Raw genomic sequence first — 16,812 nt, 5'->3', positions numbered from 1 at the left:
AGAGGCACATAAGACAAGGAATGATTCTCATTTCTATCGTAGTATATTTCTTGTACACTGCCGGTTAACGGAAAGTTATTTTACATACATAAACGCAGCCAGAATACATCGACAAAGTCAGGTAATTTGTTTTGCGTACCGATTAGGGAACCTGGCTATGACGACATCAACCGGATTACTTTTTAAAAACGGCCGTTTCTGGCTTAGTGGCCCAGCTACCCTGCTGGTATCTCTGCTGGTAATGCTGGCTATGGCCGCCTGGTTTCCCCCCGGCGCTGGCAATGTGAATAACATCGTCATGCCTTTGGTTATGTTTCCCTTAATCTGGGCTGCATTATTTTTTTACACATACCTGGCTAACGATATGCGTAAAGCGTGGGGGCTGTTGCTGGCGCTGTTTATCGTGAACAGCGTCGTCCTCGCCTTCCAATTTTTAGGCTAACAACTATGAATCAAAACACCCCCACAATGCGTTCGAAAGCCAAAGCTCTGCTTAGCCTGCACACTTGGTCAGGCATCATTTTAGGTATGTTGCTTTACGCTGTCATTTTCACCGGCACCGTTGCTGTAGTTTCCGATGAAATTGGGGAGTGGTCGAATAGCAACCGTCATCAAAATCTGGTCGTCACCAGCAATGTAAACAGTACGGTAAATCGCCTTGCAGCAATGACTGAGCAGGACTACCTTGATGAAATTTCGTTATATGAAAATCACCGCCAGCAACTGGTTTATTTTTTCCACACTCACAAGCAAAATCCTTCCGGCGAGATGGATGAATACGGCACGCAATATCTGGTAAATTCGCAAGGTGAGGTTGTCTCGCAGCAAGACGGTTTTGGTAGCGAATTATATGCGCAGGACGACAGCAATGCGCTAAGCCGGTTTTTAGTCGCCATTCATACAGAATTACACATACCTTCCCCATGGGGATTAATACTCACGGGTATTTTGGGCCTCGCAATGCTTATTGCTGCGGTGTCTGGCTTTATGATGCATCGTCATCTGTTCACGGATATTTTTGCGATCAGGAAGCAACGTGACGGCAAGCCACTTAAGCGCGATTCCCACACCGTTGCAGGCACCTGGAGTATTCCTTTTGCAATTTTGCTGGCCTTTACCGGTAGTTTTTTCAGTTTTGCTACCGCGTTCGGTTTGCCAGCAATGGCCGTAGTCGCGTTTGGTGGTGATCAAGAGGCCATGATGTATACGCTGGTTGGCGAGCAGCAGAATAAAAGTGAAGCGCCTCTGGAATCAGCGAATTTAAATAAGATGGTGACAGATGCGGCAGAACGCCAGTCTTCGGTGCCCTACTTCATAACCGTTTCTCACCGGGGGACGGAATCTGCCAGTATGTCAGCTTTCTTTATGCCCCACGAAGGTAAAGTAGGATTCGAACAACTAGTTTACGATGCCACCGACGGTAGTTTTGTCGAATACAAACCGCAAGTTGGCACCGTGCCTTCGGCCGGCAGTGTTATAATGTCGCTGATATATCCCATTCATTTTGGCACATTCGCTGGCCTGATTTCGAAGATTATCTGGATAAGCCTGGGCGTGGCGGCCTGTTATGTCACAATCACCGGGCTACAACTTTATGCTTTTCGAAACGAAAAAGGTGAAACGCCGTGGCGCTGGTTCAGCCGTCTGTGTATCTGGGGGTTCTATGGCCTGCCGCTTTGCTCTTTAAGCTGCGCAATCGGTTTCTTTGTAAGCGGCGAAATGGAACTGAATCAAAGCGCATGGACTCCGCTTTCATTTGTTATTGCAGCCGCAGTAATCAGTGCGATGTCTCTTCTGATAAAAAATCTAACTGTACTTAAACAGGTGTTATTTGTCGCTAACGGTGTGTTTTGCCTTACCCTGCCCGCATTACGATTCCTCAGTTCGGGCAAGGGTTGGCTGGAAGCAGCAAAACAAGACATGATCGCTATGATGTTTATTGATATTGCTCTGCTGGTTTGCGCGGGCTGGTGTTTTTACGCGCTTTACACATTGCTACAGCCAGGGAACAAGCTGGCTGGTAATCAAACGCAACCAATAGAGCAACAGGAGATGGCCAAATGAATCATTTACTCTCCACCCTGCCCTTTATTATTTACAGCGCGCTTATTATCTTGTTGTTGGCAAAATCCGATCCCAGGCGCGCCCAGTTATCCGGTAAAACCCGTGTCAATCGTCATAACAACGTTTCATTATCTCCGGCAAGCCGAAAGCTTTTGGCGTTAAGTTTACTGCTACCTGTTATTCCACTTGCCATTATGTCGAACTATGCTGGCATATTAATGTACGCAGGTGCGCTAACGGTAATTGGGTGGTTGATGACTGAGCTGCCAGCGTCTGTGGTGTAATTTGCGAATTGGTTCCAACACAAGTATCTCAATAGTGAGTAACACCGTCAGGTATAACCGAAAACCAATCGGTGAGTAAGAATCCCCTTTTTCTCTAAAAAGGCTGACGGCGGGCAATCCATAGCGTACTTCCAAAGTTGCCACCGTGATTGCGAGCAAAGACGATACAAGCACGCCATGGTAAAGACGTCGTTGCGAAGACAGCTAGCTATATCTAGCCGCTACCCCGCTTTGGACTTCAGCATTTCGTGCATGGTCAACCAGCTAGTAAAAGCGCTAAACCAGCCGGTACTAGTGGTTTCCTTCGAATACATACCGAAGCCGTGACCACCCTGCTCGTAAAAGTGAAACTCCACCGGTTTTTCAGCAGCGTGCCAGTTCTCAATCAGGCCAAATTCACTGTTGGCGAAGAAAGGATCATCTGCGGCAAGCGCAACAAAAAGTGGAGGCGCGTCGTCTGGCACTGCTACCGCCGTTAACGGGCCGTAGATGTTGCCAATAAATGCGGGTTTGGCGTCTTCACCTACAAGGGCAGTGGCCATGGTGAGCATGGCGCCAGCAGAGAAACCTATCATGCCAATACGGTCTGTATCAATTTTCCATTCGGCTGCACGAGCCCGGATCATAGCAAAGGCGGCGCGAGAGTCTTCAATCTGGGGCGCAAGGCGGGTTTTCATCTGCTTTGGTTCAGGACGTGGCGGCCGCCGGCCAGTGTCTGAAAACATCTCATCCATCGCTCGTTTAAATTCAGTCATGTCACTGGGTGTCTGGTTCAAACGATACTTAAGAACAAATGCGGCAATGCCTTTCTCGGCCAATGCGCGGGCAACATCCCACCCTTCGTTTTCCATCGACAGTGTGCGAAATCCTCCACCGGGTGCAACTATGACCGCCGCGCCGATAGCGTTAGCCGGATCTGGCAAGAAAGGGGTGAGTGTGGCAACTGTAACATTCCTGACAAAACGACTACCATACTGAGAATGCCACGCCTCTAAAGTTTGAGCCCCAGGAAGTGGCGCGGTACCAATTTCGATGGCATTCGGCTGGTCGGGGGTTGGAATCGGGGTCATAGCATCGTCTGTCTGCGCCAAAGTTCGAGCACCAAACAAGCAAGCGGCTATCAGCAAGGTTACCCGAAGTATGGCTGACCGGGCGGCTCTAGGTTTGGAATGCATCTGTCCTTTCACCAAATGCTGTTTAACTGTTGAAGAGGAAGCGCCGAGTTGGGCCCATGCGTGACTTCTTTGATTAAGCTTTTTCATATAATTTCCTTACTATATCGTCTGGACAAAGAGTTTGGGCATGCAAGCCAAGATTCCGGCTGAACTTACGCCGAACTCGCCATTGACTGCTATTATTTCGATGTTCGGATAATGGGTTTAATGGTGCCATCTTCATTGAAGTGCACAGTGTCCACAGCAACCGATCTTCTGTAGCTGCCGCCGTCAGGGAGATCGGCGTTGTGATATGCAAGATAGGTGTTGTCCTTGAAATCAAACATGGCGGGGTGAATGGTAGTAGTGCCAGGAAGCGGCTCCATAATTATTCCCCGGTATTGCCAGGGTCCGGTAGCAGAGGCGCTAGTCGCATAGGCGATACTTTCCGGAAATCCCGCAGCATACACCAGATAATACAGGCCATTGTGTTGTGAAACGTATGGCGCTTCCTCAAAGTTAGGCAAAGTATTCACAGCATGAATTTGGACCTGACTTGTGTCACGGTTTTGCATTGTTCCATCTGAGTCCAACGTGTAGATTTCACCTTTCAGATGTATTAAATCGGCTTCAAGCTCAACCCACCATAGCTGCTGATTCCCCCAATAAAGGTAGGCTCGGCCATCGTTATCAATGAAAACAGCTGGGTCAATATTACGCCAGGTGTGATCTTTATATTCAGCGGTATCTTCAAGTAAAATCATTGGCATACCACGCGGGTCTTCAAATGGTCCTTCAGGGTTATCTGATACGGCTACGCCAATTGCAAAGCCAAACTTCCCTTCCGACTGCCCACCTTCCACTGTGGCATAAAAGTAATACCTGGAGACTCCTGATTCATCTTTTCGGTGTATTACGTGATGCGCATAAGCGTTGCCTGTCTTGCTGTCCCCCCGGGCCCAATCAAAGTCAGAATAACGAAATACGGCGCCTTTATTTTCCCAAGTCATCATGTCCGTACTTGTCCATAAGCGGTAGTCGTACATGCGATAATCATTGCCATCTACATGCTGCTCGTCGTGCGTTGTATACAGGTACACAGTGTCATTCACAACCATAGTTGCAGGATCCGCTGTATATATAATTTTACCCACCTTGTTGGTTGGATCCTCGGTGTCGTACTTGATAACAGGATTGTCAAAGCGTAAGGGAGGAATAGTTGACGCTGTGCTTTTGCTTCCAGCAAACTCTTCCGTTTTAGTGCTGCACGCAACTATTGTTAAAAGTGATATAAACAGAAATATATGCTGAGAGATTTTTTTTATAGTTACTATAGTCTTCGCTGTAGGCATTAAGGCGTGTTCCAGGTCATAAAGCTCATGAATTAACAGTTTGTTAAACTTTGTAACAAAGGAAACATCAGGACTATTGCGAATCCGTTTAATATGCTTATCTTTTTTACTCGTCGCTAATGTCAGTTAAGAACAATTCAGCATATATTGCGTTTTTCAGCTAAAATGAGTGTGGTGAACAATGAAAGTAGTATTGCATTGAATTTAGCAAGCCATTGCGGCATACCGACATAGCTATTGATGTATCCGGCGACAGCCAACGCTGCAGTTGCCTCTGATGCAGTTTTGACGATAATAAAAAGAGCGCCCGCTATTTTACCACTTGCCGGATTCAAAAGTGATATTCGTACTCGTAAGTTCCACCACTTACAGGATGGGCGACAGCCTGCTAGGCGGATGAAAACCTATTGCCTAAAGCAGCAATAGCAATTCACCAGATCAACGCGTCTCCGGCGATTGAAGCACTCATCCCTACAATTACGTAGGCTCCTGTTCCCAATATTGACCCAAGGCCAATGACTATCGCGCCCGTAAGCTGGATATTTCTTACTAGTTGGTCATTCATGAATACCGTTTCTAATAGCGAAATGGTAGCGAATTACACGAGCGGCCGATGATTGTTATATGACAGAAACCGATCAACCGGTTGCTTAATATCCTTCATTAATACTTTACTTGCAATGGTCACGAACCTGTTTTGTTACTTTTTTTACAGTCTTTAAAAATAGAGATATTACAGGTAAAAACCGATCCGTATTACCGGTTGTGGCCGTTAAAAGGAAGACTAATTATTATTGTCTAAAGTTATGCTATTACAAAAAACACGCTTACATGCTCGACTATTACTCTTTGTTGCCTTTCTCTCCTGCGGCTTGGTGGTTGGGTGTGCCTCAAACAAACCGCAAATTGAGATAAGTGACGATCACAACTTTTCCGCTATTAACACCTTTTATGTTCGACCTCCGCTTAACTCTGTTAATGCCACGATTGAAAATCATATGATGTCTTCTATAACCTCTATTCTTCAGAGCAAGGGCTTACAAGCTGCCAGCAAAGAAAATGCTGACGTTGAAGTTAGCTTTTTCCCTTCCACCGCAAGCAAAGAAGATGGAAAGTCAGTAAGCTTCGGCCTTGGCACCGGGGTATTCGGACGTTCAACCGGCATATCGCTGGGCAGTATTTTTAGCGTTCCTGTGGGTGAACAAGTGAGTCAGTATCAAAACCTTCAGATTGATATTATTGAAGATGGCGCGTTCATTTACAGTGCTGTGGGAAGTGCAGAACTCGATGCAAACGATAGCATTACTATCCAGAAAGAACTGACCAGCCTGGTTCGCGAGTTACTACAGCCTTATCCGGCCAAAGTCGAAACGCCTATGGAGCCGCAGTAACCTTGGGATGTAGAATATTTTTCATCCCCAACTCTTTTCTTGGTGTTTTCGAAAGAGATGTAACGAAGATTTACCGGTTCGTACTAGCTGATGGAACGTTCGAACACAAAGATTCGGTATAAATAGATTTGAGTGTGAGGAGACTATGCATGCCGATTCGGTGTGCTCGTTAATTTCTCTACTCCTGTAATGGGAATAGCCCTGAAAACACTATCCATGTATGGGTACCGTTTAATTTACGCGCCAATCCGCCCGCTATATACTTCTGCGGGAAATCTAACAAGCATTGCCCGAACGGACTGTCATCTTGCCTGATGAACCACCTTCTCGCTGACCTGGCTGGCAGACAGTACAGAAACGATAAGCAAGACAATATATAAAAGACTTACAGCCCCTGCTGTGAATAGCCGATTGGCTGCGGCACTATGGAAATCACCGCTGCGATTTCTCCGTTTTCTATGCACACATAGCTACGTGGCTTTGACGCGCTTTACTTTATATCACCTGAGATAACCGGTATCAACCCGCCATATCTGCTGCCACTTGGTAAATTACGGCTATCAGTAAAGATAAGAGCTTCTTCGTGGCCTTCTAAAAACCCGAAGATAAGTGTGAGTGTCCATCTTGGCTTTATGCGCCGTGCCCGGCGCACCAAGTAAAGAATCCACCTTCTAAAGAAGGTGGCTTTGTGTGAACCCCCTAAAAGGGGGGCCTTCTATTCTAGGGCGAGCTGAGCTTGCTCTTGTCTTTCAACCTTCTCCTGGTGACGTACATAACGTCTAATGATCTCTTCGTTCACTCCCACTGAATCAACAAAGTAACCTCGTTGCCAGAAGTGGTTTCCCCACATTTTGTTCTTTCTCAAATGTGGGTACTTATTGAATAGTTTCAAAGCTATCTTGCCTTTTAAAGCACCCATCAGGTTTGATATCGACAGCTTTGGAGGAATTTTTACTACTAGGTGAACATGGTCTATCTGCACGTTCAACTCCATCACTATGCAGTCGAGTTGCTGACAGTAGACGTGAATACACCTGTAAACATCTTTGCCTAATTTATTCGATAATATCCTGAACCGGTATTTCGGAGTCCAGACTATGTGATATTGACATCGCCAAAACACGTGCGATGCTTGCTCGTATCTACTCATGTTATTTTCCTTTTTGACTTCGCTAAAAATCAAAGGGAGATTTAACATGGGTAGGTATACGGGCAAAGCCCTGACATTAATGATAACCACCTACTGAAGTAGGTGGTTTAGGGCTGAAAATAAAAAACCTCCCGATGAACGGGAGGTTTTAAAATTACATACTTCAGGTTAATTAGAACTGCAGATTAACACTAAATCTGTATGTACGGCCTAGTACATCGTAGTATGCCGGGAAAGTGTTACCGCTGTTATACGACGTAGATGCTGCTTCTCCACCAACTACAGGAGGCTCTTTGTCGAACAAATTATCTACACCAAAGCTAAGACGGGTAAAATCGTTCAAATGATAGCTAGTAAACAAGTCGAAGTAGCTATAAGACTCAATTTTACGGAACGGAGCAAAAGTGTCAGCCTGTTGCGAAACTTCACGCTCTATCGAACTTTGGTAGCTCCACAGAAGAGAAACGGAGTAATCTTCGTAGTTCCAAGTCGTTCTTAAAGTTCCACGTGTCTGATGTTGAGGATCGCAGTTGCCACCAAAGTATCCGTTACAATCAATAACTTCACTAACCGACGAGCTTAACTGCTCTACCTTCAAGTAATGGTTAACATTACCGCTGAAATCTAACGTACCAGCGCCGTCTAGGTCTAAACCAACGTTAAACGACATTTCTAAGCCGCGAGTACGCAACCAAGACAGATTTGTGGTATAAGCCTCTACCCCAGATCCTGAAATGGTTAATCCGCCCCCGATACGGTTAATCTGCGCACACTGATCAGCGTTACCTAGTACATAACAACCATCAAGAATTTCCTGAGGGGAATTTTCACCAATATATCCATCGACGTCGATATCGTAATAATCAAGTGATAGCTGCGTACGCTCTAAACCTTCAAACTCAGGAGACCATACAATACCAGCAGTTAGTGTATTCGCTGTCTCTTCATTAGGCAGTGCATCAGGATTAGATCCGGATAACACATTAATCTGACCTGACACAATGTCGTCTACGGCACCAACCTGTGACTCACTCATGCCTGTAGAAAGACACAATGTACGTAATGTAGCATCAATGTTGGCAGCATTAGCTGATGAACATGGATCCATATCAGCATTATCCAATGCAGTTACCAATGGCGCATATAGTTCACCAACATTTGGCGCACGAGTCGCTTTCTGCTTCATTACACGAACTAAAAGCTCGTCTACTGGACGCCAAGCTAACCCTAACTTCCAGCTATCAGTACTTCCTACAGTATCGTAAGTTGCATAGCGGTAACCGAATTCTAGCTCAAGAATTTCAGCCAGTGCTGCGCCTTCAACAAGAGGTAATTTACCTTCACCAAAAACTTCATTAACTTTAAACGAACCTTCAACAGGTAACGAGTTACCGCCGGCACCACCTAAACAGCTAGCTGGAGCTAATTTCAAACATTCATCTGGATTAAAAGAAGCAATTTCTTCGCGATACTCGTAACCAAAGCTCATTGCGAGAGGGTTATCAGCCCACGGTAATACTACTGCTTCGATCGGTCCATCAACAATTGCAGAAAAAACTCTTTGTTGATATTCAGTGGTTGCAAACGCAGTTGCAGAAGAATAAGCAGCCATTTCTGGAGTGATAGTTCCAAAGCCGCCAAATACGTTTAACGGTACACAACCGCCGCCAGAAGTACACTCTTCAGTAGAGGTCGCATCTAAGGCGTTGGCAATGTTTGCAACGTTCGTGTAACCCGCGTCACGATTAACTTTGTTGGTTTCACCGTGTTGGAACGAAATATCATAGGCCCATGAGTCCGTCAGGAAGCCTTCCATACCAGCAACAATTTGAAACTGGTCTGTATTAAAAGTACTTGAACGTGCACCTAACTCAGGTGTGCGGCGGTTGACAGACATGTAAAGATAGTCCTCACTGTCCACAACGCCATTCCCATTTACGTCGCGCCAAGTGTCTAAGCCGTCATTTAAGGAACCCAGATTAGCATTTGCGCCATCGACAATGGCTGATCGCGCTTGATCGGAGAAATAAGGGTTGGCTACAGGGATCCAAAACGCGCTACCAAAGATTCCTGACGGTGCAATCTGAGTTTCAACAGAAGTATTTGTAAAGTTAAAGGTACCGTAAACAGTATGATTATCACTCAAATCATAATGTGCCATTGCTGTAGCACTGTATCTCTTAGCAGGGGTTTGATAGTAGTTAAACGGGTTGAAGTTATACGTGCTACACGCATCGCCGATGACAAATGACCCATCATCACGAAACTGACCCGCTACCGCTGGAGTTCCCACAATACCCATACGAGTAGGTATGCCGGTTCCACTGCCGCCACCTGGGGCAACGACGTTCGGTGTGCTACCACCACAGGTAGGATCAGAAGGCGGAGTCGGAGCGATACCCTCTAAAAAGTTTTGGTAGTTTGCGCCGGAAGCTGTTTCTATTCCATAATTACCTAAAGAACGATCACCGAGTAATAGAGGATCACGATTTAGCCAGCTTACAGAAACAACAGCATTACCTCTGTCGTTGTCGAAGTTACCGCCCAAGGTGAACGCCATGTTTTTGGTCTGTGCATCTGCTTCGCTAGTACGCGAGTGTGACATGTCCAGCTCAACGCCTTCAAAATCATCTTTAAGAATGATGTTAACAGCGCCAGAAATTGCATCAGACCCATAAACCGCCGAAGCACCACCAGTTACTATATCAATTCTATCGATCAGTGCGGTCGGAATAGTAGACGTGTCAACAGTACCTGACGTGTTAAATGGCACCACACGCTTACCATTCATCAACACAAGGTTCCTGTTTGATCCTAAGCCACGCAAGTTAATGGTGGCGCCGCCGCCTGAACCATTGTTAACGTTACCGTTATCTCCAGGCATTGCACCGGGCAAAGAACGTATGATTTGCTCTAACTCCGGCTGTTGCTGTTGTTCAATTTCAATTTCGCCAACAGTTGCAATAGGGCTGGTAGACATGGCATTAGCACTTCTAATGCGGCTACCGGTTACCTGAATCTTTTCTACTTTTTCTTCCGCTGATTGCTCATCTTGCTGTGCGTTGACATTACCAGCTATCAATAAGGGGGACATCGCGCTAACTGCTATAGCGTAACGTATAGACTTACTGAGTTGATTACCTTTAAACATGGATTGTCTCCCTAGACCACTATTAAACTAGTGTGTGTTATATGTCGCTTAAACGATTTCTTATTTGTGAAGGTTTTTTGACCTCGCCAATAACCACAGAAACATGAGGGGGTCAATTGAGTTTACGACCCTTATTTTGAAAAGTTCAATTTTTTTCAGCTTTTTTTTGCGGTAACTTACCTCATAGGAGATTAAGTTGACTTTTTTCAGTTGTTAGCGGCTAGATATGGTTTCAATCATTCCTATTTCACTCATTAACCCCAGATCGGCTTAAGCAACAACCATCGCATTGCGCTCAATGTCACTGATATTAAGGGATGGCTTGTTTTCTTTAAGACAATAAGCCACCAGACCAGCCATTAAATTGAGTGTAAAACCATTTATACTGCGATGCCTTGAGTGCTCAATGTATGAAATGTTCTTTAATTGGTCGTTGATAGTTTCAATAATGAAGCGCTTCGATAGCATCGCTCTGTCCCATAAAGACATCGCTTTTGCTTTCATATTTTTGCGAACCGTGGTGATAAGTTTGACGCCTTTCTCAAATAAATTAGCTTCTAATGCTTTGCTCAAATACCCTTTATCGCCATACAACTTGTCGGGTAAATGTCGAGCTAATTCTTCGACAGGTTTTGTGTCATGGACATTCCCCGTCGTCACTTTTGCCGCCACGATTTCACCCAGATGGTTCACTATCAAGTGTAGTTTAAAGCCGTAAAACCAGCCCATTGTTCCTTTTCCTCTTTGCGCTATCCCGTCAAAGGTTTTATGGCGAGGTATGCGAATGTTATGGCAAACCTTTAGGCTGGTAGAGTCAATGAATTCAATGCCTGTAGGCTTTCCCTTTAAAGTACTGAAGTAGGCACACATGGGCACAATTGTTCGCGGCATCACTTCTAAAAAGCGCGTAACTAAGCAGATCAGGAAATGCGTTGCGATAAAATACTCTTACATATCTCGAGTAATAATTCTTAAAATCGCGATGATGTGACATGTGAAAACCGATGATGATTGTCATCATTTCACTCATTGACATACGGCACTCACGTCGTCTTCTGGTGCCGTCTTCAAGTAGCTGCTTTTGCCATTGGGGAATAAACACTTTGCAAAAGTCATCGACATCGCAAAATAATTCAACTAGATTCTTCATGCCTGTTCCTTGTTGATTTGGTCATTTCTTTGTCGAAAGATCCGATCTTGGAACAGGCTTTTAGTTCAATTTCTTAAACAGGATTGGGGTTCATTAATGTCCTACCTCTTCTTCTACTTCTACTTCTACTTAAGAGCTAGTCATTGTTTTCGAGGGATATGAAACGTCAAGCCTGCATCATGGCTTGAAGCGGATTTATAAGCATAGCGCGCTTCATAAGGAGGCGTACGAAAAGCTGGGCTAGCGTGATCATATATGAAGAAAGGTCGGTATTAACGTCTCCGTTCGGCGATCTCATTATATAATTCGTGATATTTTGCTGCGGCATGGTGCTCTTTATAAGGAGAGCACCATGCATCCTCCTCCGCGAAACCATAAAGAATGGCTGTCTCTTTTTTAAGCATAGGGTTTAGGCAGCTAGCAGTCGTATTCAATGGGTTTTCGCGGCGCGGCTTACATAAGCAAGTGGTGCACCCCTAATTCGAATTCGTGCTTTAAAAAGGGTGCTTAAATGGACCACAAACTCTTACGGCCACTATTCTGCGTGCTGAATGGTGAAGATTACATAGCATTACATGCGTCTGACAAACCGTTGATTAGGTATCGCAAACCTGCTATGTGAATTGAAAATGACAAAGAAAAAAGGCCAGCATAAGCTGACCTTTTAATAAGCACTTAATTAAGTATTATTTAAAACTCAATACCTGCACTAAATTGAACGTACCGAGGCGTCTGGTAGGCCGTAGCCGCCATAAAACGCTCGTTCGTATCGCCAGGGAAGCTATCTTCAGCAAACTCGTTCCGTCTTTGTATTGAAGCAGCATCAAGTACGTTATATACATCTGCTCTTAGTACCACTGCTGAACCGTACACCTCTAAGTTGTAGGTCAAGTTCAGGTCAAGAGTAGGAGTCCATTCTGTGCGTCCGTAGGTACCACGTGAGAACTTAGCATACTCGGCTTCAAGCTCTTCGTCCGTACAATTGGCAGTACAAATATAGAAAGTGTCGCCGTATGCAGGAACGCCATTAGGATGGCCGATACCAAAAGCGTTCGTTGGACGCCCAGACGCTAAAGTAAAGTTTGCTCCAAGTGTAAGATCGTCGGTAAGTGCATATGCGCCGTACGCTTTAAATACGTGACGACGATCGTTAGGTAAGTAACCATAGGCACCATCCATCAACTCTGGGAAGTCAAAGTCTTGAGTAATACCCGCATCATCCTGAGCATTATCTGATTTAACCAGGCCTTCTGTATTACCGTAGCTTTGTGACCAGGAATAAGAAGCATTGAATGACCATTGCCCATCCCAAACACGTGCTAGCGTTAACTCAACTGCATTGTACTTACGTTCACCTTCCGGATAGCCAATTTCTGCTAAATCAACTTCAATGGCTTCATCAACCGAACCATCGCCGCTACAATCTGTGTCGGCAAATAGGGTTGCGATTTTACCAGGGTTGCCTAGGATGTAAGACGCAGCATGACAACCGTAAGTGTCATCAAGATAACCTGAAACTTCCATATCGTCGATAGCGCCATTCAGCTCACGACGGATACCACGGATACCCCAGCTCCAGTTTTCTGCAAAGACAGCTTCATACCCAAGTATAAATTCATCCTGATACATGGGATCCAAATCCTGGTCAACGAAAGAACGCGTATCCGGTACACTACCGTCGGCGTTCACTCTGTCTGGGCCGATCTGTGAACCTTTCTCGTAAGTTAGGTATTCACTACCATTAAAATCAGCGATCGCAGTCCCTAACAATGGAAAATATTGCGTGACATCAAACTCGTTTCCTGACATTCGAACGTTAGTGTTACTTGCTACAGGCAGGAAGTAACGGCCGACGTTGGCGTATACTTTGGATTCTCCGTCGCCATTGATGTCATAGGAGATACCGAGACGGGGTGCCCACATATTATCAATTTTAACGAAGGTTTCACCTGCACCATTTTTATTATCAAACGCGTCATTACGTAGACCAATCGTTGCAGTCAGACGGTCCGTGACACTCCAGATATCTTCAATATAAAACGCACTATTCTCTGTTTCAAAACTTCCTTCTACCGTACGAACACGTTCCTCTACGTACTCTGTGACACCCGCCGGAATAACCGCGCCATTGTCCAACTGTCCACCGGCTTCACCATCGCGTAAGTAAACAAACTTACCATCCGGTCCTGAATAGCCCTCCAGTGCCTCAGAAGTATTCGTTTCCGTATCGTAACCAAAGCGCACTAGGTGATCACCTAAATACCACTCAAAGTCGATACGCATCGCTTCACGCTTATCTTCACCTTCCTCGGTTAAATAGGCGGGACTACCGATACAGCCTGCAAACGTACCCAGTGGAGCATCATCGCGCAAATCGTAAACAAAATTACATTCATTTTGAACATTACTTCTCGATGTCAGAGCGTATTTGTTTTCTCCGTACATCGCCGTAACAGTTAAAGTATCAGTAAGGTAGCCTGTATATTTAACTGACCAGTTATCGCCCCCATTTTCTTCATACCCAGTGGACTGATACGTTTTTTCACCTGACGCTAAATCCAACCGATAGTTGCCAGTGGTAAGGGTGTTAGAATCAGAAAACGCTAACAACTCAAGTAAATGATCATCATTTATCTGCCAGTCAATTTTACCGCCGTAGAACGCGTCATCTGAACTTTCATCAAAGAAACTGCTACCTTCGCCAGTAGTTCCTTCACGACTAATATCACGGGGGTTATAAATTGCATAGAAAAATAGAGTATCTTCGATAAGCGGACCAGAAGCGTAAATATTTCCTTCCATTTCGCTTCTTTCATCTAAACGATTAACTACATATGCGTTACCGTTTGATAAGTATGTGTCAGGGCTTTGTTCTCTAAGACTTTCAGGCTGGTAATATACGTTAGCACCAAATTTAAATTCGTTGGTACCACTTTTAGTAATCGCGTTGATTACACCACCTGTTGAACGACCAAACTCAGCGGAATAGCCGCCGGTCTTTACTTCAAACTGTTTATAAAATTCAAATGGAACATCTGAGAAACCCGTACCAGTTCTGAAGTTGGTTACATTTAACCCATTAATATAAACAGCGTTTTCCGCAACAGACGAACCACCGAATGAGGCCAGGTTACCAAAACGGCCATCACCTGCCACTGTACTCGGAGCCAACAAAGCAACAGCTGTCGCGTTTCTTGCTACCGGTAAACGATCGATTTCAACTTCGCCGATGTTAAGTGCAGTACCTGAAGAACTTATATCAATCATTGAAATGGATGTTCCAGAAACTTCAATTCGCTCAATATCAGTGGCTAATCCAACAGTTAACTGTCTTGAACCACCAGCGTTAATTGAAAACTCTTGGGACTTGCTTTGGGCATAACCCGGTGCTTTGGCAGTTACCACATAACGGCCAATAGGCAGAGCCGGGAACCGATAGTTACCTTCAGAGTCAACTTCTACGGTTCTGGTAAAACCTGTTTCCACATTCAGAATTGTTACTTCTGCATCCGCAACTGCTTGTTCTGATGAGCCGACAACCTGGCCAGATACAGCACCTGATGTACTTTGAGCCAACGCAGGCGCAACGCCCCCCATTGCCGCAGCCACAGCTATCGCCGTAACCGTGCGGGTAAAAATATTTCTCTTAAAATTAAACATTTGTGTCTCCCTGGACAACAATACTAATTGATTATTAATTTTTAGAATCGCTTGAGCGCGACTTATTCTTTTGAACGGCCTAAACCTGACCCGATAATAAACAAAGAAAGTAAGAAGGGTCAACTGTGCACCTACCGGATTGTCAGAAAAGTTCCAATTATTTCTCAGAATCCTCCATTAAATGTAAATATTTACATACAGAAACAAAAAATATAACAAGTTACTTCGAATAATTGATATATTTTTACAATTTTTAGAGCAAAACCCATTCTTATTATTTACTGAGCAAGTCTTGCGAACTACTAAAACAAGATTGGCTAATTTTGGCCCAAATAAAACCCTAGATATTTTCTTATTGAATCAGGCAGTTCCGGCAACATTTCTTTCGGAAGTAAAAACGTTGCCATGTTAAAGAAGTCGACGAAAATTCTGTTCGATTCAGTGGTCTTTTTAAGATAGTGGTGACCCGAGGAGCCGCCTGTCCCGATTTTTGTTCCTAGCATGCGTTGTACCATCATGGCGTGCCGGTAGCGCCAGATAGTCAGCTTCTCGTCGATATCTGTTAGTGCGGTAATTAGCTGAAAAGGCAGGTTGAAAATGGGTTCTTCAGAATACTGTTTGATAAAGAGCGCTGACAGCATGGCTTGCTGGCTTAGCCGAAACGTGCCTTGCTCAGTCAGATCAGCGTATTTTTGCGTATCGAATAACGCGTCGAAATTGTCACGGGTAGATTGCCAGTCGCGCAGCTCCTGCTGTTTTTCTTTTTCAGTAAGCGTGTCATTCTGATAAATGGTCTTTTTGTCATTGTCGAGCAATGTGTCTGTTGCCGCTTTATAATGTTGCCAGAAGTCAAACTGATCTCGCTTTAGCAACGGCATGCGCGCCAGCCAGTTCTCGATAAGCTCGAACAAACTGGGTTTCTTTTCAAGGTTTTCCAACAGCGCCCGGTCTTGTTCTGACAGCCGGTTATAAAAGCTTTGTTTATCAAAATCGATACGGAATTCACGTTTCAATCCGAGCGAAATTTCCAGGCGTTTGAATTGGATACTTTGAAAGCCTGATGCCGGCACCAGATAATCTCTGAAAGCGAGAAATTGCTGTGGCGTCATGGTTTCCATCACGCTAATTTGATCGTTCATCAGCTGCTGTATCTGAATAATACGGTGTAAACGATGAACCACCGTTATAAGCTGCTGATCTTTCACTTCTTCCTGATTAAATATATCTATGACCGCATTCAGTTCATGTAACACCTGCTTAAACCATAGCTCGTACACCTGGTGCACGATAATAAACAGCATTTCGTCGTGGGCGGTTTCGCCATAGCGAGTGCTCTCCAGTGATTGCGCCCCCAGAATTTTATCCAGTTGCAGATAGTCACCGTAGTACACGGGAGTTAAATTTCTTTTCATAGTCTTTCTACATTGTCGTAAATTTTAAAAATTTTAACACTCCC

General features: G+C 44.8%; 10 protein-coding genes and 1 pseudogene. 4 read left to right on the top strand and 7 right to left on the bottom strand.

Translation table 11 applies throughout. The features are described 5' to 3' along the window. The first annotated feature begins 157 nt into the window (after positions 1–157). The 3 genes from CA267_RS14720 to CA267_RS14710 are packed head-to-tail and all read left to right on the top strand — an operon-like array spanning position 158 to position 2,348. The gene (locus CA267_RS14720) at positions 158–442 is read left to right on the top strand and encodes a hypothetical protein (RefSeq protein WP_075610115.1); all 285 of its coding nucleotides are present in this window, start codon (positions 158–160) and stop codon (positions 440–442) included. Positions 443–447: 5 nt separating this feature from the next. Then, the gene (locus tag CA267_RS14715; RefSeq protein ID WP_075610114.1) at positions 448–2,064 is read left to right on the top strand and encodes a PepSY-associated TM helix domain-containing protein; all 1,617 of its coding nucleotides are present in this window, start codon (positions 448–450) and stop codon (positions 2,062–2,064) included. Then, entirely contained in the window at positions 2,061–2,348 is a 288-nt protein-coding gene (locus CA267_RS14710; protein WP_075610113.1) for a hypothetical protein, read from the top strand. The genes CA267_RS14715 and CA267_RS14710 overlap by 4 nt, the downstream gene beginning before the upstream one ends. Positions 2,349–2,569: 221 nt before the next feature. Here CA267_RS14710 and CA267_RS14705 read toward each other — a convergent pair whose 3' ends face one another. Beyond that, positions 2,570–3,610: an alpha/beta hydrolase gene (locus tag CA267_RS14705; protein WP_217358037.1), complete on the bottom strand. Its 1,041-nt coding sequence runs from the start codon at positions 3,608–3,610 to the stop codon at positions 2,570–2,572. A gap of 92 nt (positions 3,611–3,702) precedes the next feature. Beyond that, entirely contained in the window at positions 3,703–4,656 is a 954-nt protein-coding gene (locus CA267_RS14700) for a glycoside hydrolase family 43 protein (RefSeq protein ID WP_217358036.1), read from the bottom strand. Positions 4,657–5,648: 992 nt separating this feature from the next. Between CA267_RS14700 and CA267_RS14695 the strand changes: the two genes are divergently transcribed. After that, positions 5,649–6,245 carry a DUF4136 domain-containing protein gene (locus tag CA267_RS14695; RefSeq protein ID WP_232367554.1) on the top strand — a complete coding sequence of 199 codons (597 nt, stop codon included), beginning with the start codon at positions 5,649–5,651 and terminating at the stop codon, positions 6,243–6,245. A gap of 715 nt (positions 6,246–6,960) precedes the next feature. Here the strand turns inward: CA267_RS14695 and tnpA are convergent. The 5 genes and pseudogenes from tnpA to CA267_RS14670 all read right to left on the bottom strand — a co-directional run bounded on the left by tnpA (position 6,961) and on the right by CA267_RS14670 (position 16,768). Further along, entirely contained in the window at positions 6,961–7,395 is a 435-nt protein-coding gene (gene tnpA / locus CA267_RS14690) for an IS200/IS605 family transposase (protein WP_075609268.1), read from the bottom strand. A gap of 172 nt (positions 7,396–7,567) precedes the next feature. After that, positions 7,568–10,546: a TonB-dependent receptor domain-containing protein gene (locus CA267_RS14685; RefSeq protein ID WP_075610109.1), complete on the bottom strand. Its 2,979-nt coding sequence runs from the start codon at positions 10,544–10,546 to the stop codon at positions 7,568–7,570. A gap of 270 nt (positions 10,547–10,816) precedes the next feature. Then, positions 10,817–11,696, bottom strand: a pseudogene (locus tag CA267_RS14680) (IS982 family transposase). Positions 11,697–12,386: 690 nt separating this feature from the next. After that, positions 12,387–15,356 (bottom strand): TonB-dependent receptor, encoded by a 2,970-nt coding sequence (locus CA267_RS14675; RefSeq protein ID WP_075610524.1) that lies wholly within the window; start codon positions 15,354–15,356, stop codon positions 12,387–12,389. A gap of 317 nt (positions 15,357–15,673) precedes the next feature. Then, positions 15,674–16,768 carry a tryptophan 2,3-dioxygenase family protein gene (locus CA267_RS14670; protein ID WP_075610525.1) on the bottom strand — a complete coding sequence of 365 codons (1,095 nt, stop codon included), beginning with the start codon at positions 16,766–16,768 and terminating at the stop codon, positions 15,674–15,676. Positions 16,769–16,812: the final 44 nt, after the last annotated feature.

The sequence above is a fragment of the Alteromonas pelagimontana genome, from assembly GCF_002499975.2.
Lineage (GTDB): Bacteria > Pseudomonadota > Gammaproteobacteria > Enterobacterales > Alteromonadaceae > Alteromonas > Alteromonas pelagimontana.
The sequence above is the reverse complement of the archived record's forward strand: the minus strand, read 5'-3'. Positions and strand labels throughout refer to the sequence as shown.

What these genes read in the sequence shown, in the direction of transcription:
- CA267_RS14705 (WP_217358037.1), bottom strand. Translation starts at nt 3,610, where the DNA reads ATGAAAAAGCTTAATCAAAGAAGTCACGCATGGGCCCAACTCGGCGCT.
- tnpA (WP_075609268.1), bottom strand. Translation starts at nt 7,395, where the DNA reads ATGAGTAGATACGAGCAAGCATCGCACGTGTTTTGGCGATGTCAATAT.
- CA267_RS14675 (WP_075610524.1), bottom strand. Translation starts at nt 15,356, where the DNA reads ATGTTTAATTTTAAGAGAAATATTTTTACCCGCACGGTTACGGCGATA.
- CA267_RS14670 (WP_075610525.1), bottom strand. Translation starts at nt 16,768, where the DNA reads ATGAAAAGAAATTTAACTCCCGTGTACTACGGTGACTATCTGCAACTG.
- CA267_RS14720 (WP_075610115.1), top strand. Translation starts at nt 158, where the DNA reads ATGACGACATCAACCGGATTACTTTTTAAAAACGGCCGTTTCTGGCTT.
- CA267_RS14710 (WP_075610113.1), top strand. Translation starts at nt 2,061, where the DNA reads ATGAATCATTTACTCTCCACCCTGCCCTTTATTATTTACAGCGCGCTT.
- CA267_RS14685 (WP_075610109.1), bottom strand. Translation starts at nt 10,546, where the DNA reads ATGTTTAAAGGTAATCAACTCAGTAAGTCTATACGTTACGCTATAGCA.
- CA267_RS14715 (WP_075610114.1), top strand. Translation starts at nt 448, where the DNA reads ATGAATCAAAACACCCCCACAATGCGTTCGAAAGCCAAAGCTCTGCTT.